Origin of the sequence: Leclercia sp. 29361 (genome assembly GCF_011290365.1) — a bacterium.
Taxonomy (GTDB): domain Bacteria; phylum Pseudomonadota; class Gammaproteobacteria; order Enterobacterales; family Enterobacteriaceae; genus Enterobacter; species Enterobacter tamurae.
In genome coordinates this window covers 454,949-480,272 of sequence record NZ_CP049786.1, presented here as the reverse complement: position 1 = coordinate 480,272, position 25,324 = coordinate 454,949, and the positions used below count along the sequence as shown (strand labels likewise).

Here is a 25,324-nt window from a genome sequence, read left to right as displayed (position 1 = left end):
TCTCCGGTGGAAATTTTCTTCATTCCACCAGCAATAATTTATACAGCGGTTGATTCTCTTCAACCAAATCGGCCAGCGTGTAGTTATCCAGCTCCATGAGAAAACTTTGCACGGCCTTTGAAAGCGCCTGTTTCAGACGACAGGCGGGCGTAATGTGGCAGAACGCGCTGCTACAGTTCACCAGAGTTAATGGCTCCAGTTCGCGTACCACATCACCAACACGAATACTCTGTGCCGGTTTACCGAGGCGAATGCCGCCATTTTTCCCGCGGACGGCAGCAACGTATCCGGCACGGCTAAGTTGATTGATTATTTTGACCATATGATTACGGGACACGCCGTACACCTCTGTCACCTCAGAGATACTGGTCATCTTCCCTTCAGGTAACGACGCCATGTAGATCAGCGCGCGTAATCCGTAATCGGTGAAACTTGTTAACTGCACATCAACCTCAGGAAAAGGGTAAATCGCGGTATATCCGCAGAGATATTCATTAATGATGATAAACCAGCCAGATAGTTGGCGGCTAATTTATTTGAACTGAAAGGCGGGAAGGAGAAAGAAAAGGCCGGATGCGCGTTGCTTATCCGGCCTACGATGGAGGTCTGTAGGCCCGGCAAGCTCAGCGCCGCCGGGCAAAACCATCATTATGCGTCGAACGGGTCGCGCAGAATCATCGTTTCACTACGGTCCGGGCCGGTAGAGATAATATCAATCGGCACACCGGTCAGTTCTTCAATGCGCTGGATATAATCCAGTGCCGCCTGTGGCAGGCCGCTACGCTCTTTCACACCGAAGGTGGTTTCAGACCAGCCTGGCATGGTTTCGTAGATCGGCTCGATGCCCTGCCAGTCGTCAGCTGCCAGCGGAGTGGTAGTCACTTCGCGGCCATCCGGCATACGGTAGGCAACACAGATTTTCACTTCTTTCAGGCCGTCCAGGACGTCCAGTTTGGTCAGGCAGAAGCCAGACAGGGAGTTGATCTGCACCGCACGGCGCACAGCAACTGCATCAAGCCAGCCGGTACGACGACGACGACCGGTGGTCGCGCCAAACTCGTTACCCTGCTTGCAGAGGAACTCGCCGGTTTCATCAAACAGCTCGGTCGGGAACGGACCTGCACCCACGCGAGTGGAGTAAGCTTTGATGATACCCAGAACGTAATCCACATAACGTGGGCCCAGGCCAGAGCCGGTTGCCACGCCACCTGCGGTGGTGTTAGAGGAGGTGACGTACGGATAGGTACCGTGGTCGATATCCAGCAGCGTACCCTGCGCACCTTCAAACATGACGAAATCGCCACGCTTGCGCGCCTGGTCCAGCAGATCGGACACATCAACAACCATACCGGTCAGGATGTCGGCAACGGCCATTACATCGTCCAGTACTTTCTGGTAGTCAACCGCGTCAACTTTGTAGAAGTTCACCAGCTGGAAGTTGTGATATTCCATCACTTCTTTCAGTTTTTCAGCAAAGGTAGCTTTGTCGAACAGATCGCCAACGCGCAGACCGCGACGGGCAACTTTATCTTCGTAAGCCGGGCCGATACCACGACCGGTAGTACCGATCGCTTTCGCGCCGCGCGCTTTTTCACGTGCCAGGTCCAGCGCAACGTGGTAGTCGAGGATCAGCGGGCAGGCTTCAGAGAGCAGCAGACGTTCGCGAACCGGGATGCCACGGTCTTCCAGGCCTTTCATCTCTTTCATCAGCGCAGCAGGAGACAGCACAACACCGTTACCGATGATGCTGGTCACATTGTCACGAAGAATGCCTGATGGAATAAGATGGAGGACGGTTTTTTCACCGTTGATTACGAGAGTATGGCCCGCGTTGTGACCACCCTGATAGCGTACAACAAATTTAGCACGTTCAGTCAGAAGATCGACGATCTTCCCTTTACCTTCGTCACCCCATTGGGTGCCCAGTACGACGACGTTGTTACCCATTTTCAAAATCACCGATTGCTTAAAAATGGATTCTACCATCGGTTTTGATGATGTTCAGCTTTTTTTGTATACAAATTTCGTCGAACTTGCCGGGTTCATCACCAATTAATCGATTACCTCAATATGTTGTGTGAAGAGCCGTTTTTCATCACAAGCGATGCGGCGCTATCAGCGATTACACTGGTTGGAATGACAAACGCCTTTATAGCATCTTCAGAATTTGGGCCCCAGAGTCACAAAAAAATGGCGCCCCGAGAGGCGCCATTGTCGTCTTCAAGCCGTAAAATTAGCGGCTTGTCGCCGGTGATTTCATGTAGCGGAAGAAATCGCTATCCGGGCTGAGCACCATCACATCCTGATTGCTCTGGAAGCTGCTTTCATAGGCACGCAGACTACGGATAAAGGCATAGAAGTCTGGATCCTGGCTGAACGCGTCGGCGAACAGTTTCGCGGCTTCGGCATCACCTTCACCACGCTGGATACGACCCTGACGCTCAGCTTCTGCCAACGTTTTAGTCACTTCATAGTCTGCGGTTGCACGCAGCTTCTCAGCCTCTTCCTGACCCTGTGAACGATGGCGACGGGCTACCGCTTCACGCTCAGCGCGCATACGGTTGTAAATCGCTTCGGACACTTCGGTCGGCAGGTTGATCTGCTTAATACGTACATCAACCACTTCGATACCTAACGCAGCCATACTGTTCGGGTTGATCACCGGCACTTTGCCGTTGGTTTCAGCCTGAACACGTTCAGCCGCTTTGGCGATCGCGTCGTCAGCCGCTGGCGTGGTCACTTCATCTTCCGTGCCCGCAGAGCCGGAGTTCAGGGCATCACGTACTTCCAGGGTCAGACGACCACGGGAGTCGGTAACGATGTCTTTCACATCCAGACGACCAATTTCAGAACGCAGACGGTCAGAGAACTTACGTTTCAGCAGCACTTCGGCCTGGGAGACGTCACCGCCGCCGGTCGCCAGGTAGTAACGACTGAAATCGCTGATGCGCCACTTGATGTAAGAGTCGACAATCAGGTCTTTCTTCTCTTTGGTCACGAAGCGATCGGCCTGGTTATCCATGGTCTGGATACGGGCATCCAGGGTTTTAACCGATTCGATCATCGGGATCTTAAAGTGCAGACCCGGCTCGTAAACCAGCGGTTTGTTTTCGCTGTCACGCAGAACTTTGCCAAAACGCAGGGTAATACCGCGCTCGCCCTCTTTAACTACAAAAATAGAGGTATAAAGCACGACCAGCACGATGATGATGATCGCAATAACTGACTTACGCATCGTTATTCCCCCTGACGCTGGTTGTCGTTACGCTGCGCGTTGGCGCGGCGTTGGTCCATGATGTCACCATCGCTTGAAGAAGAGGTGGTATTGGCTCTGGTGTTACCAGTCGACGCTGGCGGCAGACGCAACAGCTCATTCGCTCCGCTGTTATTGGCCTTTGCACCACTCGCATTTCCGCCTTTCAGCATCTGATCCAGCGGCAGAACCATCAGGTTGCCATTTTTGCTGTCATTCACCAGCACCTTACGGGTGTGGCTCAGCACTTTTTCCATGGTCTCGATATAGAGACGCTCACGGGTAATTTCCGGTGCGGCTTTATATTCAGGCAGCAGTCTCGCAAAACGCGCCACTTCACCCTGAGCTTCGAGAACGGTCTGAGTCTTATAGGCGCGCGCTTCTTCGAGAATACGCTGTGCCTGACCGTTTGCACGCGGCTGGACTTCGTTGATGTACGCTTCCGCTTCACGGATGTACTGCTGTTCGTTTTCACGGGCAGCAATCGCATCATCAAATGCCGCTTTCACCTCTTCCGGCGGACGAGCAGCCTGGAAGTTGACGTCCAGCAGGGTGATACCCATGTTGTACGGACGAATGGTCTCTTCCAGCTCGCGCTGGGTATCGCTACGAATAACGGTACGACCTTCGGTCAGAATGCGGTCCATGGTGTATTTGCCGATTACGCCGCGCAGGGCGCTGTCGGTAGCCTGACGCAGACTGTCGTCCGCGCTGGTCACGCTAAACAGGTAGTGCTGCGGATCGGTGACACGGTACTGCACGTTCATCTCAACGCGGACGACGTTCTCATCGGACGTCAGCATTACGCCGGACGCCGCCAGTTCACGTACCGACTCAACGTTAACGGCGCGCACGTTATCAACGAAGGTAGGTTTCCAGTTCAGGCCTGGCTCAACCAGATGGCTGAACTTACCAAAACGGGTGACAACACCGCGCTCGGCTTCTTTGATGGTGTAGAACCCGCTGGCAGCCCAGATAATTACCGCTGCAGCCGCAACAATAGTCACCACGCGACCGCCCATATGAGGACGCGGCCCCTGGCCAGTACCGCCGCCAGTGCCTTTACCACCGCCAAGACCGCCCAGCTTTTTACTCAGCTTGCGGAAGATATCATCCAGATCGGGTGGCCCCTGCTCGCGACCACCTTTGTTGCCATTTCCCCCGGAGTTGCCGCCTTGATTATTGCTGCTCCCCCACGGGTCGCGGTCTTGTCCGTTATTACCGGGCTGATTCCACGCCATGTATGTGCTCCATATTTGTTATGCGGTGATATACCTTCAAACGCCTGGCATGCCGGAGCATCCATTGCGATTCGGGTATCCCAAAGGGCAAAAACCTTCAGGCATCTCCTATCCGGTCAGACGACGTAGTCGACCAGCGCAGGTTCTTGTTTACAGAGGCGACGCCAGTCAACGATCGGCATACGCACTTGCAACCCCACGCTGCCGTCATCCTCCATCCACTCTTTTTCTATCGCCTGAAGCTGATAAAAACGGCTGCGCAGTCGGCCTTCCTCGGGGGGTAGACGCAGCGTGTGCTGAGCCACTTCACCGGAAAGACGTTCTGTTAAGGCCTGGAAAAGCAGTGGTACACCAACACCGGTCTGGGCAGAAAGCCAGACCCGAATCGGTATGTTCTCTTCATCCCTGTCGATACGCGGCTCAAAGCCATCCAGCATATCGATTTTGTTCATCACCAGCAGCGTTGGGATCTCGTGCGCATCAATCTCTTCCAGCACGATATTCACTGCATCGATGTTTTCCTGCAGGCGGACATCCGCAGCGTCAATGACGTGCAACAGCAGCGTCGCCTGACGGGTCTCCTGCAGGGTGGCTTTAAATGCGGCCACCAGGTCGTGCGGCAGATGACGGATAAACCCAACGGTATCCGCCAGCACGGTTTCACCGACGTCCGTCACATCAATACGGCGCAGCGTCGGATCCAGGGTCGCAAACAGCTGGTCTGCGGCATACACCTGGGCCTCAGTGATCTGGTTAAACAGGGTGGATTTACCGGCGTTGGTATAACCGACCAGCGACACCGTTGGAATGTCTGCTTTCTGTCGGGAGCGGCGCCCCTGCTCACGTTGCTTCTCAACTTTTTCAAGTCGTGAGAGGATCTGGGTTATACGGACACGCAGCAAGCGACGGTCGGTTTCGAGCTGAGTTTCACCCGGGCCACGCAAACCAATCCCGCCTTTCTGTCTTTCAAGGTGTGTCCAGCCGCGCACCAGGCGCGTTGCCAGATGGCGCAACTGCGCCAGCTCGACCTGCAGTTTCCCTTCATGGGTACGTGCACGTTGAGCAAAAATGTCCAGAATCAAACCCGTTCGATCGATAACGCGACATTCGCACAGACGTTCCAGGTTGCGTTCCTGGGCCGGTGTCAGGGCGTGATCAAAAAGCACGACTGATGCGCCAGTCGCTTTAACGGCATCCGCAATCTCTACTGCTTTACCTTCACCAACAAAATACTTTGGGTGCGGCGCTTTACGGCTACCGGTAATCACCTGCATTGCTTCGACACCGGCGGAAGAGACCAGAGCTTCAAACTCCTGGAGATCTTCCATATCTTTGTCTTGCGAAAAATAGATGTGTACCAGCACCGCCTGCTCACCGGCATCATAACGGTCAAACAAGCGTAAACCTCTCAAAAAAGATCAGCGGGGAACGCAGAAAATCTGGCTCCCCGATATGGAAATAACAGCCAGTAACCTTATTCGGTTTCTTCACTGTCCTGCGCAGGCGCAGAAGAACCCTGCGCGTTGCTGCCATGATGGTAGTTACTGGAACCGCCGCCAGCGTTATTGCTGTGATGAGATACTGGACGAGACGGAACAACAGTAGAAATCGCGTGCTTGTAGACCATCTGGCTGACCGTGTTTTTCAACAGGATCACGAACTGATCGAAAGACTCAATTTGACCTTGCAGCTTAATACCATTCACCAAATAAATAGAAACTGGAACACGTTCACGACGCAGTGCGTTCAAGAACGGATCTTGTAAAGATTGCCCCTTAGCCATTCTATCTTTTCCTTATATGCTTGTTTTGTACTTAGAACCTTGCGATTCTGAAAAATTGCGCACGATACGACTTAATTGTACACATTCAGTCTGCGATATCACCAACAACCTGTAATAGATCATGTAACGCCTGTTGGGGCTTTTCACTGTCTAACCAGTGAATACCATCCCAACCGCGCAACCAGGTCATCTGGCGTTTCGCCAACTGTCTCGTGGCGCAAATACCTCGATAAACCATTTCATCATGTGAAATTTCACCTTCAATGTATGACCACATCTGGCGATAACCCACACAACGAATGGAAGGCATGTCCGTATGCAAATCTCCACGGGCAAATAGCGCCCGCACTTCTGCTTCAAAATCTGAAGCTAACATCTGATGAAAACGCTGCTCAATTCGCTGATGGAGCAGTTCACGGCTCGCCGGGGCGATGGCGAACTGATGCACCTGATACGGGAGAGCCTCTCCTGACGTTTGCGTCAGTTCCGTTAAAGTTTTACCCGAAATGAAAAAAACTTCCAGTGCCCGGGAAAGCCTTTGCGGATCATTTGGATGAATACGTGCTGCGGCAACCGGATCGATCTCAGCCAGTTGCTCATGCAGCGCACCCCATCCCTGCTCTGCCGCCTGTTGCTCAATCTTTGCTCTAACCGCAGGGTCTGCCGATGGCAACGGCGATAACCCTTCCAGTAAGGCTTTGAAATAGAGCATGGTTCCACCCACTAACAGGGGAATACGCCCTGCTGCGGTGATCTCTGCCATCTGCGCCAGCGCATCGCGACGAAAATCTGCCGCCGAATAGGCCTGCGCCGGGTCAAGAATATCCAGTAATCGGTGCGGTGCCGCGCGTAACTCGTCTGCGTTAGGCTTTGCCGTACCAATATCCATCCCCTGATAAATAAGGGCGGAATCAACGCTAATCAACTCTACTGGCAAAACTTTACGTAACTCAATGGCTAACGCGGTTTTACCGGAGGCCGTTGGCCCCATCAAAAATATCGCCTTAGGCAGGCTGGTATTACTCAAGTCACTCATTTTTCAGGGCGTTCTTAGCCGTTTGTAGATCTACAGGTTGCAATAAACCACCCGGCGGCGCTTTTACCAGCTGCGGGCAGAGGCGTTCGACCTCCGCCAGCACCGTAATCGCCTGCGCCATACTCCACGTCGAATGTTCGCTGGCCAACTGGCGGGCGATCCACTGCGCGGTGTTGGCGGCATCAAACGTCGTCTGTTGCGCCAGGTAGCCTATCAGTTCAGGAATCAAGTTTTGTAAATTTTGTTGGCGTAAGGGTAAAGGCACCGCCCGAAGCGTGACATGGTGCGCTTCGGTTACTACCTCGATGCCCATTTCAGCCAGCGCCGTTTGATAACGCTGGATGATCTGCGTCTCTTGCGCCGAGATTTTTATCCGCACCGGGATCAGCAGCGGCTGGGCGCAGGCCTGCTGTGGACCAGGTGCAAGCTGCGCCTGTTTTAACCAGCGCTCGGCTACCGGCAGGGACAACAGCGCCAGCTGGCCGTCACGCTCCAGCAGGGCCGCATCCGGTGATACGATGGTCAGTACCCGACCAAAACTCTGGCTATGCCCTACCAGCGTAGAGGTTGCAGGTGCGACATCTTCTGTTTTCTGGGCAGGCGCCGGGGTATCGAGCAAGGTGCGATAGACCGCCCCTGCCTGCTTCTGGTAGCCCGGCTGGGCATGGGGATAACTGGCGCCAGACGCGCGAGGGGCTGAGCCGCCGGATGCAAAGCGCGGAGCGGCAGGTTCACGGGCGACAGCCGGTTCAGCAAACTGGTTTTTGCCCGCCGCAACGCGGTTTTCCGGAATCGGCCGCGGGGCAGGCTCCACGTTACTCAACGGCAGGGTAGGATCGGCCTGCTGCTGCAATACGCTCAGCACGCCCTGGTAGATAAAGTCATGCACCAGCCGCGACTGATGAAAACGCACTTCATGCTTCGCCGGATGGACATTCACATCCACCTGATGCGGGTCGATCTCCAGATACAGCACAAAAGCGGGCTGCTCTCCGGCACCGAGTTTATCCTCGCACGCCTGGCGGATGGCATGGTTGATCAGGCGGTCGCGCATCATGCGCCCGTTCACGTAGCAATACTGGATCTCCGCAAACGCCGCACTGCTGGCTTTTGGATCGGCCACCCAGCCGCGCAGAGTCAGATCGCCATGCTGCCACTCAATAGCCAGCGCCTGTTCCAGAAACGGCGTACCGCAAATGGTGCCCAGCCGACGCTCTTTCTGCCCGCCCTGCGCCACGGCGCGGTACTGGCGCATCATCTTGCCGTTATGGCTCAGGTTGATGGTGACATCGAAACGCGCCAGCGCGATGCGGCGAATAATCTCGTCGATATGACCGAATTCGGTTTTCTCGGTGCGCATAAACTTGCGCCGTGCGGGGGTGTTGTAGAACAGGTCCAGCACTTCCAGCGTGGTGCCCACCGGATGAGCTGCGGGTTTGACCGTCACGTCCATATCCCGGCCTTCGGCGTAGGCCTGCCAGGCTTCCGGCTGTTCTGCGGTGCGGGAGGTGAGCGTTAAGCGGGAGACGGAGCTGATACTGGCCAGCGCTTCGCCGCGAAAACCGAGGCTGATAATGGCTTCGAGGTCGTCGAGGGAGGCGATTTTGCTGGTGGCGTGACGAGCCAGCGCCAGGGCCAGCTCCTCTTTTTTGATACCGCAGCCGTTATCACGGATGCGGATGAGTTTCGCGCCGCCGCGTTCAATATCAATGTCGATGCGGGTCGCGCCCGCATCAAGACTGTTTTCCACCAGCTCTTTCACGACCGACGCAGGGCGTTCTACCACCTCACCGGCGGCGATTTGGTTCGCAAGCTGCGGCGGCAGAACCTGAATCGGCATGAAATCTCCTTAGTTGGTCGAGGTCGACTCGCCCGGTAATACGGCGCTGGCGGTCTGCCCCGCGCCACCCTGCGGTGCAGACTGGAGCGGATGCGAATCAAAATACTTGCGCAGGCCTTTATAAATCGCCTCGGCAATCTGCTGCTGGTAGCTGTCGCTGCCCAGCAGGCGCTCTTCACCGTGATTACTGATAAAGCCCGTTTCCACCAGAATGGACGGGATATCCGGCGAACGCAGCACGCCCAGGCTGGCATGTTCCGGGCGGCGTTTGTGCAGAGAACCGACACTTTGCAGCTGATTCAGGACGTTAGTCGCCACATCATACCCGACACGCTGGGAATGGCCGAACTGTAAATCCAGTACCGCCTGGCTCAGGTAGGGATCCGACTGGCTGTTCGCCAGTACGTCGCCTGCCCCGCCTAACAGCTCGGATTGCTTTTCATGTTCCTCAAGCCAGTTTGCCATTTCGCTGTTAGCACGACGGTTGGAAAGCACCCATACGGATGCTCCCGTCGCGTTGCGGTTGGGAGCCGCATCGGCATGCACAGAGACGAGGAAGTTAGCGTTCTGCTGGCGCGCCACGTCAGACCGGCCCATGACCGAGATAAAATAATCGCCGTCGCGGGTTAACACGCCTTTAAACATCGGGTCGTCATTCAGTAAGGTCCGCAGCTTACGGGCGATGGCGATGGTCACGTTCTTCTCACGCGTCCCGCCCGGCCCGATGGCGCCAGGATCATCGCCACCGTGTCCGGCATCAATCGCAATAATGACTTTGTCGCCGGTTGTCTGGCGCGCCTGGGCTGCCGGACGCGTCACCGTGTTGCTACTGGTAACGCTGGTAATCCGATCGCTGCCGGTTTTAAACGGATTGCGGGCCGGCTCTGACGGGCGCTGTGCCACAACAGGCGCTTCCACCCGCTTCGCTACTACCGGCGGTGGCGGCGGAGGCGGCGGTGCATCGGCATTGATGGTGAAGATCACCATATAGTTGGCGCCGTTCTGCTGCTTCACCGCCCGGGTCTTACCGTTCTGCGTTAAATCGACCACCAGACGCAGGGACTGATCGTCTTTCGGCGTACCGGAACGAATGCGGTGCACCAGGTTATTGCCGCTGAACTGCAGCGGTAATCCTTTGATAACGCCGGTCTGTTTAATATCCAGCGCGACGCTGCGCTTATCGTCCTGCGAAAACGCATACTCTGGATCGCCCATAAAGCTGAAGGTGATCCTGGCCTGATTGTCGCCGTTTGAGACCTGAATATCGGACAGCGTTGCCGCCCCGGCCTGGGCACAAAACAGCACCGTTGCAGCCATCAACCAACTTTTAACGCGATTAATCATCCCGTTATCTCTTCTTTTAACCGGCTAACCGCGCCAGTATGGAGTTACCTGATGCGGAGACAGCAGTGACGCGGGCTTCACGCCCTTGCGCCTGATACTCCAGGTGAATTTCAACATCCGGGTCAGGCAAGACGCCTGTTCCCTGCTGCGGCCACTCTACGAGGCAAATAGCATCGTTGGCGAAATAGTCACGGATCCCCATAAATTCCAGCTCTTCAGGGTCGGCAAGGCGATAGAGATCGAAGTGGTACACCATCAGGTTGTCGAGCGTGTAGGGCTCAACCAGCGTATAGGTCGGGCTTTTCACGTTTCCCTGATGCCCCAGCGCCTGTAAGAAGCCCCGGCTAAAGGTGGTCTTACCCGCGCCAAGGTCGCCATACAGATAAATGACGGTTGCGCCCTCGCAGGCCTGCGCCACGCGCTGGCCGAGATCTAAAGTTGCCTGTTCGTCGGGTAAAGGGATCACTCGATTAATCATTTTCTACGTCAATTATTTCCGGGTTAACAACACGCCGCAGCGTGTCAAAAAGATCGGTTGCCAGCATACCGCGCGTGCCATACTGGTCAGCCAGCCGATCGGCGGCTGCACCGTGGGCGACGCAGCCTGCGCAGGCTGCATCATAAAGCGCCAGTTTCTGTCCGAGCAACGCCCCGATAATACCGGAAAGCACATCGCCCATACCGCCGCTCGCCATGCCGGCATTGCCGACATCAATGATACCTGCAAAGCCGCCCTCGCTGGCGACGATGGTGCCAGCGCCTTTCAGCACCACCACACCACCGTAACGTTTTACCAGACGCTGGGCAGAATGTAAGCGATCACTTTCAATTTCTGCAACGCTGCAGTTAAGCAGGCGCGCGGCCTCACCGGGGTGCGGCGTCAGGATGCGATTGTGACGTTTATCCGGATTGATTGCCAGAAGGTTCAGCGCGTCAGCGTCCCACAGCATGGCGTGCCGAAAGCTCTCAACCTTACGTAACGCCTCTTTACCCCACGGCTCCTGACCCAGACCGGGGCCAATCACCGCCACATCGGCCCACTGCAGGCTCTCGTCCAGCGCCTCGGCTGTCAGTTCGTGCACCATCAGCTCAGGCCGGGCGGTGACAATGGGGGCTATATTTTCGCGGCGGGTCAGGACGCGCACCAGCCCTGCTCCCGTCCGTAACGCCGCTTCGCCGGCCATGCGGATAGCACCTGCGGTGCCGTGGTCGCCGCCGATAATCACCAGACGCCCGTGATCGCCTTTATGAGAGGTGGGACGGCGCGGTGGAAGCCAGTGTGCCAGCTGCGCGGCATCAAAGCGACTGAGTGCCGTCTCTTGCCCGGCGAGCCAGCCCTCCAGCCCGAGGGCGTTATGGTGCAACGCCCCGACGACATCACGCGCTTTCCCGGTCAGCAGGCCGGGTTTAAGAGCGATAAAGGTCACCGTATGGTCGGCGTGGATCACTTCACCGGGCGTGGTGCCGGTCTGCGCGTTCAGCCCGGAGGGGACATCCAGCGAGACGACGGGGGCCGGATGCTGGTTGGCCTGCGTGATTAATCTGGCAACCTGATTGCGTGGCGCGCTGCGTAAACCGGTTCCCAGCAGACCATCGACTATCAGATCGACGCCTTCGGGCCAGACCGACTTCGCGGCATGGATAACGCCTGCCGCCTCCAGCCAGGTTTCCCGCGCTTTTGTCGCCTCTTCGGGGAGGGGTTTATCGCTCTCCAGCGCCAGCAGCGTGACGGTAATGCCTGCGGCGAGCGCCAGTCGGGCCACCACATAGCCATCGCCGCCGTTGTTGCCATGGCCGCACAGGATCAACCAGTGTTTGCTCTGCGGGTAAGCCGTGCGGGCAACGGCAAAAGCCGCCTCGCCTGCGCGCTGCATCAGCTCATAAAGGGTCATGCCGATGCTGTCTGCCGCCTCTTTTTCGATGCGACGTAGCGCCTCCGCTGGCCAGACAGAGTGTGGTATACTTGCGGGGTTTTTCTTCACAGTATGGTCCGTCATGTCACAGCCCCTCGATCTCAATCAGTTAGCGCAAAACATTAAACAGTGGGGCGCTGAGCTTGGTTTTCAACACGTGGGTATCACCGATACCGATCTCTCTGCCAGTGAGCCAAAACTCCAGGCATGGCTGGATAATCAATACCACGGCGAAATGGAGTGGATGGCGCGTCACGGCATGATGCGCGCCCGTCCGCATGAACTGTTGCCGGGAACCCTGCGCGTGATCAGCGTGCGTATGAATTATCTTCCCGCCCGGGCAGCCTTTGCCAGTACGCTGAAAGACCCCACGCTGGGGTACGTCAGCCGTTATGCCCTCGGACGTGATTATCATAAACTGCTGCGTAACCGACTCAAAAAGCTCGGGGAAATGATCCAGCAGCAGTGCGCCACGCTGAATTTTAGACCCTTTGTCGATTCCGCGCCTGTTCTTGAACGCCCGTTGGCTGAAAAAGCAGGGCTTGGCTGGACAGGTAAGCACTCACTTATCCTCAGCCGCGATGCTGGCTCCTTCTTCTTCCTCGGTGAATTACTGATTGACCTCCCTTTACCGGTGGATAAACCGGTCGAAGACGGCTGCGGACGCTGTGTGGCCTGCATGACCATCTGCCCCACCGGGGCCATCGTTGAGCCTTACACCGTCGATGCCCGCCGCTGCATCTCCTACCTGACCATCGAACTTGAAGGGGCCATCCCGGAAGAGTTTCGGCCGTTAATTGGCAACCGCATATACGGCTGCGATGACTGCCAGCTGATCTGCCCGTGGAACCGTTATTCACAGTTAACGGAGGAGGACGACTTCAGCCCGCGTAAGGCTCTGCACGCGCCGCCGCTTCTGGAGCTGTTTGCCTGGAGCGAAGCCTGGTTTCTGAAGGTGACGGAGGGATCGGCTATTCGCCGCATCGGGCATCTGCGCTGGCTGCGAAATATTGCGGTCGCGCTGGGAAATGCCCCCTGGGACGAAGCCAATATTCAGGCCCTGGAAAGTCGCAGAGGTGAGCACCCACTTCTTGATGAGCACATAGAGTGGGCGGTTGCGCAGCAAATCGCCAAACGAAACGCCTGCGCTGTAGAGGTACAATTACCGCAGAAAATCAGGCTGGTACGGGTGGTCGAAAAAGGGCTACCACGCGATGCATGATGTTTCCACAGGCTGTGAATAAAATTTAAAAGCCAGAGTTAGTCCGGGCCCGGCTGCAGGTCAAGTGATCGGCTTAACATTTTGAAATGAAATTTTCTTTATTATTTTCAACGCATTATAAAGTTACTATTCATCAGGCGAAGTATTTGGCTATTCGCTGAAAAATGGCAAAGCTGTGGATAAGTCTGTTAAGAAGAGTTTGTCAGAAATGAAACAAATCATCCCCGGCGGGGCTTGCCGCTGTGGATATCTGGAAGAGGAGTAAAAAATTTGGAGCGGGAAACGAGACTCGAACTCGCGACCCCGACCTTGGCAAGGTCGTGCTCTACCAACTGAGCTATTCCCGCTTGGGTGGTGCGTATCTTGCGATACCTTTCAAATTTTGGAGCGGGAAACGAGACTCGAACTCGCGACCCCGACCTTGGCAAGGTCGTGCTCTACCAACTGAGCTATTCCCGCTTAATCTTTGTCTTTCAAGCCGCCACTGCGTTGGCTGCCTTCACTCACCTTAGTCACTTACTCTAGTAAGCTCCCAAGGATTCGTTCAGTTGCCGCCTTGTTGCAACTTGAAATCCTGCGATTGGTGGTCTTACTGCGCAGCGAAAGATTTGGAGCGGGAAACGAGACTCGAACTCGCGACCCCGACCTTGGCAAGGTCGTGCTCTACCAACTGAGCTATTCCCGCAAAATCTGTGCTGTCGTAACGATGAATTCTCTGTCGTTACGGGAGGCGCATTATACGAGAAATCCTTTCTGCTGCAACCCCCCCAAAAGCGATTTTTTATAAATTAAGTTCAAGTGCTGCAATATTCGTCACATTGCGCATTTTTAAATCGTTTTAGCGATTTAGACCCGACAAGCGCTGCCCGCCGGGCCTGCCGCTTACAATTTAATAAAATGTTCGCGGTAGTAAGCCAGCTCCGCCACCGACTCGCGGATATCGTCCATCGCCTGGTGAGTGCCCTGCTTCTTAAAGCCGTCCAGCATCTCCGGCTTCCAGCGACGGGCCAGCTCTTTCAGGGTGCTGACATCGAGATAACGGTAGTGGAAGTACGCTTCCAGCTCCGGCATGTACTTAAACAGGAAACGGCGATCCTGACCGATGCTGTTACCGCAGATCGGTGACTTGCCCTGTGGCACCCACTGCTTGAGGAACTCAATTGTGGCCAGCTCGGCTTCACGATCCCCCAGCGTACTGGCTTTAACACGTTCCACCAGCCCGCTGCCGGTATGGGTGCGCACGTTCCAGTCATCCATCAGCGCCAGCTGCTCGTCGGACTGATGCACGGCAATGGTCGGCCCTTCCGCCAGCACATTCAGGTTCGCGTCGGTCACCAGCGTGGCGATCTCAATAATGCGATCGCGCTCGGGATCCAGTCCGGTCATCTCCAGATCGATCCAAATCAGATTGTTTTCATCTGCACTCATGTTATTTTCCACCCTTCTCGTATAACCGGCCGTGGCAGGTTAACTAGTATTAATTAGTGTGTATCATAGAGGTTTTGCCCAATATGGGCGACCAGGAGCCAGCACGATTGAGTAAAAATAAACTCTCCAAAGGGCAACAGCGCCGCGTGAAAGCCAATCACCAGCGCCGTCTTAAAACCACTTCGGAGAAGGTCGATTACGACGACAACCTGTTTGGCGAACCCGCTGAAGGCGTGGTGATTAGCCGCTTCGGTATGCATGCTGATGTGGAATCGGGCGATGGCGACGTTCACCGCTGCAATATCCGTCGCACCATCCGCTCGCTGGTCACCGGTGACCGCGTGGTCTGGCGTCCGGGTAAAGCCGCTGCAGAAGGCGTGACGGTGAAAGGCATCGTTGAAGCCGTGCATGAGCGCACGTCGGTATTGACGCGCCCCGACTTCTACGACGGCGTAAAACCCATTGCCGCCAACATCAATCAGATCGTGATTGTCTCTGCGATCCTGCCTGAACTGTCACTGAATATTATCGACCGTTATCTCGTCGCCTGTGAAACCCTCGAGGTTGAGCCGCTGATTGTCCTGAACAAAATCGATCTGCTCGACGACGAAGGCATGGACTTCGTTAATGAGCAGATGGATATCTACCGCAAAATTGGCTATCGCGTGCTGATGGTCTCAAGCCGGAAGCAGGATGGCCTGAAGCCGCTCGAAGAGGCATTGACCGATCGCATCAGCATTTTTGCCGGTCAGTCCGGCGTGGGCAAATCCAGCCTGCTGAACAACCTGCTTGGTCTGCCGCAGGAGATCCTGACCAACGATGTCTCTGACAACTCCGGTCTGGGTCAGCACACCACCACCGCCTCGCGCCTGTATCACTTCCCGCATGGCGGCGACGTGATCGACTCCCCTGGGGTGCGTGAATTTGGTCTGTGGCATCTCGAGCCCGATCAAATCTTTAACGGCTTTGTCGAATTCCTCGACTATTTAGGCGCGTGTAAATACCGTGACTGTAAACACGATAACGACCCTGGCTGTGCCATTCGTGCAGCGGTCGAAAGCGGTGAAATTGCGGAAACCCGTTTTGCAAACTATCACCATATTCTCGAAAGCATGGCGCAGGTAAAAACGCGTAAAAGCTTTTCTGAATCTGATGACTGACAACTAAGCTAAGCGTCGCTAAAATCGTCCCCTTTTTTCAGGTTCCGGCTCTCCTGCAGCCGGATCAGGAACGACAAAACAATGGCCTGGAGGCTACCTTGTTAAACTCATTTAAACTTTCGCTTCAATACATTCTGCCGAAACTGTGGCTCACTCGCCTGGCGGGCTGGGGCGCGAGCAAACGAGCGGGCTGGCTGACTAAGCTGGTGATCGATCTGTTCGTGAAATACTACAAGGTCGACATGAAAGAGGCGCAGAAGCCGGATACCGCCAGCTACCGCACCTTCAACGATTTCTTTGTGCGTGCCCTGCGTGATGAAGTGCGTCCGCTGAATACCGACCCGAACGTGCTGGTAATGCCTGCTGACGGCGTGATCAGCCAGCTGGGCGCGATCGAAAACGACAAAATCCTGCAGGCCAAAGGCCATAACTACAGCCTGGAAGCCCTGCTGGCAGGTAACTACCTGATGGCGGACCTGTTCCGCAATGGCTCCTTTGCCACCACCTACCTGTCGCCACGCGACTATCACCGCGTGCATATGCCGTGCAACGGCATTCTGCGGGAGATGATCTACGTTCCGGGCGATCTGTTCTCGGTAAACCATCTGACTGCGCAAAACGTGCCGAACCTTTTTGCCCGTAACGAGCGCGTTATCTGCCTGTTCGATACCGAGTTTGGCCCAATGGCGCAGATTCTGGTGGGTGCCACCATTGTCGGCAGCATTGAGACCGTCTGGGCGGGCACCGTTACGCCACCGCGCGAAGGCGTGATCAAACGCTGGACCTGGCCTGAAGGTGAAAACGAAGGCTCCGTGGCGCTGCTGAAGGGCCAGGAGATGGGCCGCTTCAAGCTCGGCTCCACCGTCATCAACCTGTTTGCCCCGGGTAAAGTGAAGCTGGTTGAGCAGCTCGAAAGCCTGTCGGTCACCAAACTCGGCCAGCCGCTGGCGGTGTCGACGGAAACCTTCGTGACACCGGACGCAGAGCCTGCCCCGCTGTCCGACGAAGAGATTGCCGCCGAACTCGAAGCCAGCCCGCTGGTTGATGACAAAAAAGACGAAAGCTAAGTAAAGGTAAACTGACGTGCGCCTGATTATCACTTTGCTGATGGCCTGGTGCCTCAGTACGGGGGCGTACGCCGCTACGGCCCCCGACAGCAAACAAATCTCACAGGAACTGGAGCAGGCGAAGGCGGCAAAACCCGCCCAGCCGGAAACCGTTGAGGCTCTCGAGGCTGCGCTGAACGCGCTTGAGGAGCGTAAAGGCTCCCTTGAGCGTGCCACGCAGTATCAGCAGGTCATCGATAACTTCCCCAAACTGTCACAAACCCTGCGCGCGCAGCTGAACGATCTGCGTGAAGAGCCGCGCCAGGTCCCTGCGGGCATGACCTCTGACACCCTGAATCAGGAGATCCTCCAGGTCAGCAGCCAGTTACTGGAAAAAACCCGTCAGGCGCAGCAGGAGCAGGAGCGCGCCCGCGACATCGCTGACTCCCTGACCCAACTGCCTCAGCAACAAACCGATGCCCGCCGTCAGCTCAATGAGGTTGAACGCCGGGCCGGGGCGCAAACCGGCAATACCGCCCTCAGCCAGGCTCAAACTCTGGGCATCCAGGCGGAATCCGCGAGGTTAAAAGCGCTGGTGGATGAACTGGAGCTGGCGCAGTTGTCGGCCAACAATCGCCAGGAGCTGGCGCGTATGCGCTCTGAGCTGGCGAAAAAGCAGAGCGAGCAGCTGGATGCTTATCTCCAGGCGCTGCGCAATCAACTCAACAGCCAGCGCCAGCAAGAAGCTGAGCGGGCGCTGGAGAGCACCGAACTGCTGGCAGAGAACAGCGAGAACCTACCCGCCGGGATCGTCGAGCAGTTTAAGGTCAACCGCGAGCTCTCTGCCGCGCTGAACCAGCAGGCCCAGCGTATGGATCTGGTGGCCTCCCAGCAACGCCAGGCGACCAATCAAACCCTGCAGGTGCGTCAGGCGCTGAATACGCTACGCGAACAGTCGCAGTGGCTCGGTTCGTCAAACCTGCTTGGTGAAGCCCTGCGCGCCCAGGTTGCCCGCCTGCCCGAAATGCCAAAACCTCAGCAGCTTGATACTGAAATGGCGCAGCTGCGTGTGCAGCGTCTGCGCTTTGAAGATCAACTCAACAAGCAGCCGCAGCTGCGCCAGATCCATCAGCCCGACGGCAAAGCGCTCACCGCCGAGCAGAACCGCATTCTGGAAGCCCAGCTGCGCACGCAGCGTGAATTACTCAATTCACTGTTGCAGGGCGGCGATACGCTGCTGCTTGAGCTGACCAAACTGAAGGTCTCCAACAGCCAGCTGGAAGATGCGTTAAAAGAGGTTAACGAGGCAACGCACCGCTACCTGTTCTGGACCTCGGACGTGCGGCCGATCTCCTTCTCCTGGCCGATTGATATTGTTCAGGATCTGCGGCGTTTAATTTCGCTGGATACCTTCAGCCAGTTAGGCAAAGCCAGCGTGATGATGCTCACCAGCAAGGAGACGATTTTCCCGCTGCTGGGCGCGCTGATTCTGGTTGGGTTCAGCATTTACTCCCGCCGACACTTCACCCGCTTCCTCGATCGCTCCAGCGCGCGCGTCGGTAAGGTGACCCAGGACCATTTCTGGCTCACGCTGCGCACGGTCTTCTGGTCGATTCTGGTCGCCTCGCCGCTGCCGGTGCTGTGGATGACCCTCGGCTATGGCCTCCGGGAAGCCTGGCCTTATCCGCTGGCGGTGGCCATTGGCTACGGGGTGACGGCCACCGTACCGCTGCTGTGGGTGGTGATGATCTGCGCCACCTTCGCCCGACCGAATGGCCTGTTTGTCGCCCACTTTGGCTGGCCGCGTAACCGCGTGGCGCGGGCGATGCGCTACTACCTGATGAGCATCGGGCTGATTGTGCCGCTGATCATGGCGTTGATCATGTTTGATAACCTCAACGACCGGGAGTTTTCCGGCTCGCTCGGCCGGCTGTGCTTTATCCTGATTTGTGGTGCGCTGGCGGTGGTGACGCTGAGCCTGAAGAAGGCCGGGATCCCGCTCTATCTCGACAAAGAGGGCAGCGGCGATAACATGGTCAACCATATGCTGTGGAATTTGCTGCTCAGCGCCCCGCTGGCGGCGATTCTGGCGGCGGCGGTCGGCTATCTGGCCACCGCCCAGGCGCTGCTGGCGCGTCTTGAAACCTCGGTGGCGATCTGGTTCCTGCTGCTGGTGGTCTACCACGTTATCCGTCGCTGGATGCTGATTCAGCGTCGTCGTCTGGCCTTCGACCGGGCGAAAAACCGCCGGGCCGAAATCCTCGCCCAGCGTGCGCGTGGCGAAGAAGAGCCACCTCACATGCTCAGCACGGAAGGCACGGTAGAAGTCGATGAAACCGAGCTGGATCTGGATGCCATCAGTACCCAGTCCCTGCGTCTGGTCCGCTCCATCCTGATGCTGGTCGCCCTGCTGTCTGTCATTGTGCTGTGGTCGGAAATTCATTCAGCGTTTGGCTTCCTGGAGAACATCACTCTCTGGGATGTGACCTCGACGGTTCAGGGCGTGGAGAGTCTGGAGCCGATTACGCTCGGGGCGGTGCTGATAGCCATTCTGGTGTTCATCATCACCACCCAGCTGATCCGTAACTTCCCGGCGCTGCTGGAGCTGGCCCTGTTACAGCATCTGGATTTAACGCCGGGCACCGGCTACGCCATTACCACCATCACCAAATACTTGCTGATGGTGTTTGGCGGGCTGGTGGGCTTCTCAATGATCGGCATTGAGTGGTCGAAGTTGCAGTGGCTGGTAGCCGCACTCGGGGTCGGGCTCGGTTTTGGCTTGCAGGAGATCTTTGCCAACTTTATCTCGGGTCTGATCATCCTGTTTGAAAAGCCGATCCGTATTGGCGATACCGTAACGATCCGCGATCTGACCGGCAGCATTACGAAGATTAACACCCGCGCCACCACCATCAGCGACTGGGACCGTAAAGAGATCATCGTTCCTAACAAGGCGTTTATCACCGAGCAGTTTATTAACTGGTCGCTGTCGGACTCCGTGACGCGTGTGGTGCTGACCGTTCCGGCCCCGTCGGATGCCAATAGCGAAGAGGTGACGCAAATTCTCTATACCGCGGCCGAGCGCTGTTCGCTGGTGATCAGCACGCCGGAGCCGGAAGTGTTCCTGGTGGATTTACAGCAGGGGATCCAGATTTTCGAACTGCGTATTTACGCGGCCGAGATGGGCCATCGTATGCCGCTGCGCCATGAGATCCACCAGCTGATTCTGGCGGGCTTCCGTGAGCACGGTATCGATATGCCGTTCCCACCGTTCCAGATGCGTCTGGAAACGCTGGACGGGCGTAAGACGGGAAGAACCTTGACGTCGGCGGCGAAGTCGCGCCCGGCGGGGAGTTTGTAATCAGGAGGGGGGCGGTCTGATGCCCTCACCCCAACCCTCTCCCACAGGGAGAGGGAGAACAACCAAACCGTCAGGCGCGGTCTACGGTAAACGCAATCACATCACCCAACTGCTCAGCGCCCAGCGCCAGCATCACCAGACGATCAACCCCCAGCGCCACGCCGGAGCAGTCCGGCAAGCCGGCTTTTAACGCGCCCAGCAGATTGTGGTCGATAGGCTGCTGCGGCAGGCCGCGCGCGGCGCGCTTGCGGTTATCCTGATCGAAACGCTGCTGCTGTTCACGGGCATCCGTCAGTTCGTGGAAACCATTCGCCAGCTCAATACCTTTAAAGTAGACCTCGAAACGCTCCGCCACGCGGTGATCTTCGGTGCTGATCTGGGCCAGTGACGCCTGGCTTGCCGGGAAATGATAGACAAAGGTCGGGCGATCTTTGCCAATCTGCGGCTCAACGCCAAAGGTAAAGAGCAGCTGCAGCAGCGTGTCGCGATCTTCTTCAGTATCGGCAACATTGCTGAGATCCAGTTTTGCCGCCGCTTCACGTAGCTGGGTTTTGTCCGCAGAGAGCGGATCAATCTCCAGATGACGCTGGAAAACCTGCTGATAAGAGAGGGTTTCGGCCTCCGGGCACTCCAGGACCTGCTGCAGCAGATCGTCCACCTCATTCATCAGGCGATACATATCATAGTGCGGGCGGTACCACTCCAGCATGGTGAATTCCGGGTTGTGATGACGCCCCATCTCTTCATTGCGGAAACTGCGGCACAGCTGATATACCGGCCCACATCCCGCCGCCAGCAGGCGCTTCATGTGGTATTCCGGGCTGGTCATCAGGTAGAGATTCATTCCCTGGGAGTGACCAGGACCAACAAAACGGGTTTCAAACGGCACCAGATGAATATCCGTTACCGTTGCCTGGCTCATGCAGGGCGTTTCCACCTCCAGCACACCGCGATCGGCAAAGAAGCGGCGAATCTCCGCCATAATTGCTGCGCGTTTTAACAGATTGGGGATGGATGCGCTCGGCTGCCAGGTGGCCGTTTCGCTCATGAGAATTTCTCCGATTTCAGACAAGGGGACGAAGTCTACTCGTAACCCATGGCGGAGACAAATTTTGCACAGTCAATTTTGTGGTTTTCATAACTCCCAATAATTTCGTGACGTGATTCATCAATTGCAATGATACATCCAGCGAAAGAACCGCAAAAAAATCGAACACGTCAAATTTCCCTTTCTTTCCTGGGGCTATACTGCGTTACCCATAAAGGAGCAGTGGAATCGCTTTCGCATTTGCCCTCCCCGGCCGTGCACTACCTTAGGGTAGGTGAGGTGCGAAATATCAAAAATCTGGAGGAATGTCGTGCATACCTTTCAAGCCGATCTTGCCATTATTGGCGCAGGCGGAGCGGGATTACGCGCAGCGATTGCTGCAGCCCAGGCTAACCCAAACGCTAAAATTGCCCTGATTTCAAAAGTCTACCCGATGCGCAGCCATACGGTCGCCGCTGAAGGGGGGTCCGCTGCCGTCGCGCAGGATCATGACAGCTTTGATTATCACTTTCACGACACCGTAGCCGGTGGTGACTGGCTTTGTGAGCAGGATGTCGTTGATTATTTCGTGCATCATTGCCCGACGGAGATGACCCAGCTTGAGCAGTGGGGTTGCCCGTGGAGTCGCCGTGAAGACGGCAGCGTCAACGTGCGTCGCTTCGGCGGCATGAAGATTGAGCGTACCTGGTTTGCCGCCGATAAGACCGGCTTCCATATGCTCCACACCCTGTTCCAGACCTCGCTGCAGTTCCCCCAGATCCAACGCTTCGACGAACATTTCGTCCTCGACATTCTGGTTGATGACGGCCAGGCCCGCGGTCTGGTGGCGATGAACATGATGGAAGGGACGCTGGTCCAGATCCGCGCCAATGCCGTGGTGATGGCGACCGGCGGTGCCGGACGTGTTTACCGCTATAACACCAATGGCGGCATCGTGACCGGCGACGGGATGGGCATGGCGCTGCAGCACGGCGTTCCGCTGCGTGACATGGAATTCGTCCAGTATCACCCGACCGGCCTGCCGGGTTCCGGCATTCTAATGACGGAAGGCTGCCGCGGTGAAGGCGGGATTCTGGTCAATAAAGATGGCTATCGCTATCTGCAGGATTACGGCATGGGTCCGGAAACCCCGCTGGGTGAGCCGAAGAACAAATATATGGAGCTCGGCCCGCGGGATAAAGTCTCTCAGGCCTTCTGGCATGAGTGGCGCAAAGGTAACACCATCCCCACCCCACGCGGCGATGTGGTCTATCTCGACCTGCGCCACTTGGGCGAGAAGAAACTGCTGGAACGTCTGCCGTTCATCTGTGAACTGGCAAAAGCTTATGTCGGCGTCGATCCGGTTAAAGATCCAATCCCGGTACGTCCAACCGCGCACTACACCATGGGCGGTATCGAAACCGATCAGCAGTGCGAAACCCGTATCAAAGGCCTGTTTGCGGTGGGCGAATGCTCCTCCGTTGGTCTGCATGGCGCTAACCGCCTGGGTTCTAACTCGCTGGCCGAACTGGTGGTGTTTGGCCGTCTCGCGGGTGAGCAGGCGATGGCGCGTGCCGCGACGGCCGGCACCGCTAACGGTGCTGCGCTCGATGCGCAGGTTGCCGATGTTGAGCAGCGCCTGAAAAACCTGGTGAATCAGGAAGGCAGTGAGAACTGGGCGAAGATCCGCGATGAGATGGGGCTGTCCATGGAAGAAGGCTGCGGTATTTACCGTACGCCGGAGCTGATGCAGAAAACCGTCGACAAGCTGGCTGAGCTGCAGGAGCGCTTCAAGCGTGTGCGTGTCACTGACACCTCCAGCGTCTTCAACACCGATCTGCTCTACACCATTGAGCTGGGACACGGACTGAACGTTGCCGAATGTATGGCGCACTCCGCCCTGGCGCGTAAAGAGTCGCGCGGTGCCCATCAGCGGCTGGACGAAGGCTGCACGGAGCGTGACGACGTCAACTTCCTCAAGCATACCCTGGCTTATCGCGACGCGGACGGCACCACCCGTCTGGACTACAGCGACGTGAAGATCACCACGCTGGCACCGGCGAAACGCGTTTACGGTGCAGAAGCGGAAGCAGCCGAGAAGAAGGAGACGACCAATGGCTGAGATGCAAACTCTGAAAGTCGAAGTGGTGCGCTACAACCCGGAAGTGGACAGCGCGCCGCACAGCACCTTCTATGAAGTGCCTTACGATGAGCAGACCTCGCTGCTGGACGCGCTGGGCTACATCAAAGACAACCTGGCGCCGGACCTGAGCTACCGCTGGTCCTGCCGGATGGCGATCTGCGGCTCCTGCGGCATGATGGTCAACAAGGTGCCTAAGCTGGCCTGTAAGACCTTCCTGCGTGAATACCCGAAAGGGATGAAGGTCGAAGCCCTGGCTAACTTCCCGATTGAGCGCGATCTGGTGGTCGACATGACCCACTTTATCGAAAGCCTGGAAGCCATTAAGCCGTACATCATTGGCAACCCGCGTACGCCGGATCAGGGGCCGAACAAGCAGACCCCGGCGCAGATGGCCAAGTATCACCAGTTCTCCGGCTGCATCAACTGTGGCCTGTGCTATGCCGCCTGCCCGCAGTTTGGCCTGAATCCGGAGTTTATCGGCCCGGCCGCCATTACCCTCGCGCATCGCTATAACGAAGACAGCCGCGACCACGGCAAGAAAGAACGTATGGCGCAGCTGAACGGCCAGAACGGCGTCTGGACCTGTACCTTTGTCGGCTACTGCTCGGAAGTCTGTCCGAAGCACGTCGACCCGGCCGCCGCGATCCAACAGGGCAAAGTAGAAAGCTCGAAAGACTTTCTTATCGCCACCCTGAAACCACGCTAAGGAGTGCATGATGACGACTAAACGCAAAGCCTATGTGCGGCCGATGCCGTCCACCTGGTGGAAAAATCTGCCGTTTTATCGCTTCTATATGCTGCGTGAAGGCACGGCGGTTCCGGCGGTATGGTTCAGCATCGAACTGATGTACGGCCTGTTTGCCCTGAAGCACGGTCCGGAAACCTGGGCCGGTTTCGTCGGGTTCCTGCAGAACCCGATTGTGGTGATCCTGAATATCATCGTGCTGGCGGCAGCGCTGTTGCATACCAAAACCTGGTTTGAGCTGGCGCCGAAAGCGGCAAATATTATCGTCAAAAACGAAAAACTGGGGCCAGAGCCGATCATCAAAGGACTTTGGGCGGTGACTGCGGTCGTGACCGTGATAATTCTTGGCGTAGCCCTGTTCTGGTAAGGAGACCACTGTGATTAATCCAACTCCAAAACGTTCTGACGAGCCCGTCTTCTGGGGCCTCTTTGGGGCAGGCGGCATGTGGTGCGCCATTATCGCGCCGGTCATTATTCTGCTGGTAGGCATTATGCTGCCGCTGGGGCTCTACCCCGGCGATGCGCTGAGCTACGAGCGGGTCCTGGCTTTTGCTCACAGCATTATTGGGCGGGTATTCATCTTCCTGATGATTGTTCTGCCGCTGTGGTGTGGTCTGCACCGTATTCATCACGCCATGCACGACCTGAAGATCCACGTCCCTAACGGGAAATGGGTGTTCTACGGTCTGGCTGCCATTCTGAGCGTGGTCACGCTGGTTGCCGTTGTCTTTATGTGATCCTCCCCCGCTCTCCTGCCTGCCGGCGGGAGAGCAAAATTCCAG

Annotated in this window: 21 protein-coding genes and 3 tRNA genes; 8 read left to right on the top strand and 16 right to left on the bottom strand. The window is 56.6% G+C overall.

Annotated elements, in window-relative coordinates; all coding sequences use genetic code 11:
• Positions 1-19 precede the first annotated feature (19 nt).
• The 11 genes from nsrR to nnr form a co-directional block, all read right to left on the bottom strand.
• Entirely contained in the window at positions 20-445 is a 426-nt protein-coding gene (gene nsrR / locus G7090_RS02290) for a nitric oxide-sensing transcriptional repressor NsrR (protein WP_166181387.1), read from the bottom strand.
• Between the two features lie 203 nt (positions 446-648).
• On the bottom strand, positions 649-1,947 hold the full coding sequence (locus G7090_RS02285; RefSeq protein ID WP_166181386.1) for an adenylosuccinate synthase: 1,299 nt from the start codon (positions 1,945-1,947) through the stop codon (positions 649-651).
• 286 nt (positions 1,948-2,233) lie between these two features.
• The gene (gene hflC, locus G7090_RS02280) at positions 2,234-3,235 is read right to left on the bottom strand and encodes a protease modulator HflC (RefSeq protein ID WP_166181385.1); all 1,002 of its coding nucleotides are present in this window, start codon (positions 3,233-3,235) and stop codon (positions 2,234-2,236) included.
• A gap of 2 nt (positions 3,236-3,237) precedes the next feature.
• Positions 3,238-4,494: an FtsH protease activity modulator HflK gene (hflK, locus tag G7090_RS02275; RefSeq protein WP_106994045.1), complete on the bottom strand. Its 1,257-nt coding sequence runs from the start codon at positions 4,492-4,494 to the stop codon at positions 3,238-3,240.
• A 116-nt stretch (positions 4,495-4,610) separates the two neighbouring features.
• Positions 4,611-5,891: a ribosome rescue GTPase HflX gene (gene hflX / locus G7090_RS02270; protein WP_166181384.1), complete on the bottom strand. Its 1,281-nt coding sequence runs from the start codon at positions 5,889-5,891 to the stop codon at positions 4,611-4,613.
• Between the two features lie 77 nt (positions 5,892-5,968).
• A complete protein-coding gene (gene hfq / locus G7090_RS02265; RefSeq protein WP_032616179.1) occupies positions 5,969-6,277 on the bottom strand; it encodes an RNA chaperone Hfq in 309 nt (102 codons plus the stop codon).
• 85 nt (positions 6,278-6,362) lie between these two features.
• A complete protein-coding gene (gene miaA, locus G7090_RS02260; RefSeq protein ID WP_166181383.1) occupies positions 6,363-7,313 on the bottom strand; it encodes a tRNA (adenosine(37)-N6)-dimethylallyltransferase MiaA in 951 nt (316 codons plus the stop codon).
• Positions 7,306-9,153, bottom strand: a complete 1,848-nt coding sequence (mutL, locus tag G7090_RS02255) for a DNA mismatch repair endonuclease MutL (protein ID WP_166181382.1) — start codon at positions 9,151-9,153, stop codon at positions 7,306-7,308. The genes miaA and mutL overlap by 8 nt, the downstream gene beginning before the upstream one ends.
• Before the next feature lie 9 nt (positions 9,154-9,162).
• Entirely contained in the window at positions 9,163-10,497 is a 1,335-nt protein-coding gene (amiB, locus tag G7090_RS02250; protein WP_166181381.1) for an N-acetylmuramoyl-L-alanine amidase AmiB, read from the bottom strand.
• Between the two features lie 16 nt (positions 10,498-10,513).
• Positions 10,514-10,975 (bottom strand): tRNA (adenosine(37)-N6)-threonylcarbamoyltransferase complex ATPase subunit type 1 TsaE, encoded by a 462-nt coding sequence (tsaE, locus tag G7090_RS02245; RefSeq protein WP_106994040.1) that lies wholly within the window; start codon positions 10,973-10,975, stop codon positions 10,514-10,516.
• Positions 10,968-12,494, bottom strand: a complete 1,527-nt coding sequence (gene nnr / locus G7090_RS02240) for a bifunctional ADP-dependent NAD(P)H-hydrate dehydratase/NAD(P)H-hydrate epimerase (protein ID WP_166181380.1) — start codon at positions 12,492-12,494, stop codon at positions 10,968-10,970. The genes tsaE and nnr overlap by 8 nt, the downstream gene beginning before the upstream one ends.
• On the opposite strand from nnr, the gene queG reads away from it, so the two are divergent.
• On the top strand, positions 12,493-13,632 hold the full coding sequence (queG, locus tag G7090_RS02235) for a tRNA epoxyqueuosine(34) reductase QueG (RefSeq protein WP_106994038.1): 1,140 nt from the start codon (positions 12,493-12,495) through the stop codon (positions 13,630-13,632). The genes nnr and queG overlap by 2 nt on opposite strands.
• 271 nt (positions 13,633-13,903) lie before the next feature.
• Here the strand turns inward: queG and G7090_RS02230 are convergent.
• From G7090_RS02230 to orn, 4 genes are all read right to left on the bottom strand, one after another.
• Positions 13,904-13,979 (bottom strand) — tRNA-Gly (locus G7090_RS02230).
• Positions 13,980-14,015: 36 nt separating this feature from the next.
• Positions 14,016-14,091: transfer RNA gene (locus G7090_RS02225), tRNA-Gly, on the bottom strand.
• A 150-nt stretch (positions 14,092-14,241) separates the two neighbouring features.
• Positions 14,242-14,317 (bottom strand) — tRNA-Gly (locus G7090_RS02220).
• A gap of 197 nt (positions 14,318-14,514) precedes the next feature.
• Positions 14,515-15,060: an oligoribonuclease gene (orn, locus tag G7090_RS02215; RefSeq protein WP_106994037.1), complete on the bottom strand. Its 546-nt coding sequence runs from the start codon at positions 15,058-15,060 to the stop codon at positions 14,515-14,517.
• A gap of 107 nt (positions 15,061-15,167) precedes the next feature.
• Between orn and rsgA the strand changes: the two genes are divergently transcribed.
• From rsgA to mscM, 3 genes are all read left to right on the top strand, one after another.
• Positions 15,168-16,220 carry a small ribosomal subunit biogenesis GTPase RsgA gene (gene rsgA, locus G7090_RS02210; protein WP_207630092.1) on the top strand — a complete coding sequence of 351 codons (1,053 nt, stop codon included), beginning with the start codon at positions 15,168-15,170 and terminating at the stop codon, positions 16,218-16,220.
• A gap of 98 nt (positions 16,221-16,318) precedes the next feature.
• The gene (gene asd / locus G7090_RS02205) at positions 16,319-17,287 is read left to right on the top strand and encodes an archaetidylserine decarboxylase (RefSeq protein ID WP_166181378.1); all 969 of its coding nucleotides are present in this window, start codon (positions 16,319-16,321) and stop codon (positions 17,285-17,287) included.
• Between the two features lie 16 nt (positions 17,288-17,303).
• Positions 17,304-20,627 carry a miniconductance mechanosensitive channel MscM gene (mscM, locus tag G7090_RS02200; protein ID WP_166181377.1) on the top strand — a complete coding sequence of 1,108 codons (3,324 nt, stop codon included), beginning with the start codon at positions 17,304-17,306 and terminating at the stop codon, positions 20,625-20,627.
• Between the two features lie 70 nt (positions 20,628-20,697).
• Here the strand turns inward: mscM and epmA are convergent, their stop codons facing one another.
• The gene (gene epmA, locus G7090_RS02195; RefSeq protein ID WP_166181376.1) at positions 20,698-21,675 is read right to left on the bottom strand and encodes an elongation factor P--(R)-beta-lysine ligase; all 978 of its coding nucleotides are present in this window, start codon (positions 21,673-21,675) and stop codon (positions 20,698-20,700) included.
• Between the two features lie 310 nt (positions 21,676-21,985).
• Here epmA and frdA point away from each other — a divergent pair, with 310 nt between their 5' ends.
• The 4 genes from frdA to frdD are packed head-to-tail and all read left to right on the top strand — an operon-like array spanning position 21,986 to position 25,279.
• Positions 21,986-23,776 (top strand): fumarate reductase (quinol) flavoprotein subunit, encoded by a 1,791-nt coding sequence (gene frdA, locus G7090_RS02190; protein ID WP_106994032.1) that lies wholly within the window; start codon positions 21,986-21,988, stop codon positions 23,774-23,776.
• On the top strand, positions 23,769-24,503 hold the full coding sequence (locus G7090_RS02185; protein WP_039028428.1) for a succinate dehydrogenase/fumarate reductase iron-sulfur subunit: 735 nt from the start codon (positions 23,769-23,771) through the stop codon (positions 24,501-24,503). Before frdA ends, G7090_RS02185 begins: the two co-directional genes overlap by 8 nt.
• A 10-nt stretch (positions 24,504-24,513) precedes the next feature.
• Positions 24,514-24,909, top strand: a complete 396-nt coding sequence (gene frdC, locus G7090_RS02180) for a fumarate reductase subunit FrdC (protein ID WP_166185057.1) — start codon at positions 24,514-24,516, stop codon at positions 24,907-24,909.
• 10 nt (positions 24,910-24,919) lie between these two features.
• The gene (gene frdD / locus G7090_RS02175; protein WP_106994029.1) at positions 24,920-25,279 is read left to right on the top strand and encodes a fumarate reductase subunit FrdD; all 360 of its coding nucleotides are present in this window, start codon (positions 24,920-24,922) and stop codon (positions 25,277-25,279) included.
• Positions 25,280-25,324 lie beyond the last annotated feature (45 nt).

What these genes read in the sequence shown, in the direction of transcription:
- orn (WP_106994037.1), bottom strand. Translation starts at nt 15,060, where the DNA reads ATGAGTGCAGATGAAAACAATCTGATTTGGATCGATCTGGAGATGACC.
- G7090_RS02285 (WP_166181386.1), bottom strand. Translation starts at nt 1,947, where the DNA reads ATGGGTAACAACGTCGTCGTACTGGGCACCCAATGGGGTGACGAAGGT.
- hfq (WP_032616179.1), bottom strand. Translation starts at nt 6,277, where the DNA reads ATGGCTAAGGGGCAATCTTTACAAGATCCGTTCTTGAACGCACTGCGT.
- frdC (WP_166185057.1), top strand. Translation starts at nt 24,514, where the DNA reads ATGACGACTAAACGCAAAGCCTATGTGCGGCCGATGCCGTCCACCTGG.
- miaA (WP_166181383.1), bottom strand. Translation starts at nt 7,313, where the DNA reads ATGAGTGACTTGAGTAATACCAGCCTGCCTAAGGCGATATTTTTGATG.
- tsaE (WP_106994040.1), bottom strand. Translation starts at nt 10,975, where the DNA reads ATGATTAATCGAGTGATCCCTTTACCCGACGAACAGGCAACTTTAGAT.
- queG (WP_106994038.1), top strand. Translation starts at nt 12,493, where the DNA reads ATGTCACAGCCCCTCGATCTCAATCAGTTAGCGCAAAACATTAAACAG.
- hflK (WP_106994045.1), bottom strand. Translation starts at nt 4,494, where the DNA reads ATGGCGTGGAATCAGCCCGGTAATAACGGACAAGACCGCGACCCGTGG.
- G7090_RS02185 (WP_039028428.1), top strand. Translation starts at nt 23,769, where the DNA reads ATGGCTGAGATGCAAACTCTGAAAGTCGAAGTGGTGCGCTACAACCCG.
- epmA (WP_166181376.1), bottom strand. Translation starts at nt 21,675, where the DNA reads ATGAGCGAAACGGCCACCTGGCAGCCGAGCGCATCCATCCCCAATCTG.
- nnr (WP_166181380.1), bottom strand. Translation starts at nt 12,494, where the DNA reads ATGACGGACCATACTGTGAAGAAAAACCCCGCAAGTATACCACACTCT.
- amiB (WP_166181381.1), bottom strand. Translation starts at nt 10,497, where the DNA reads ATGATTAATCGCGTTAAAAGTTGGTTGATGGCTGCAACGGTGCTGTTT.
- hflC (WP_166181385.1), bottom strand. Translation starts at nt 3,235, where the DNA reads ATGCGTAAGTCAGTTATTGCGATCATCATCATCGTGCTGGTCGTGCTT.
- mutL (WP_166181382.1), bottom strand. Translation starts at nt 9,153, where the DNA reads ATGCCGATTCAGGTTCTGCCGCCGCAGCTTGCGAACCAAATCGCCGCC.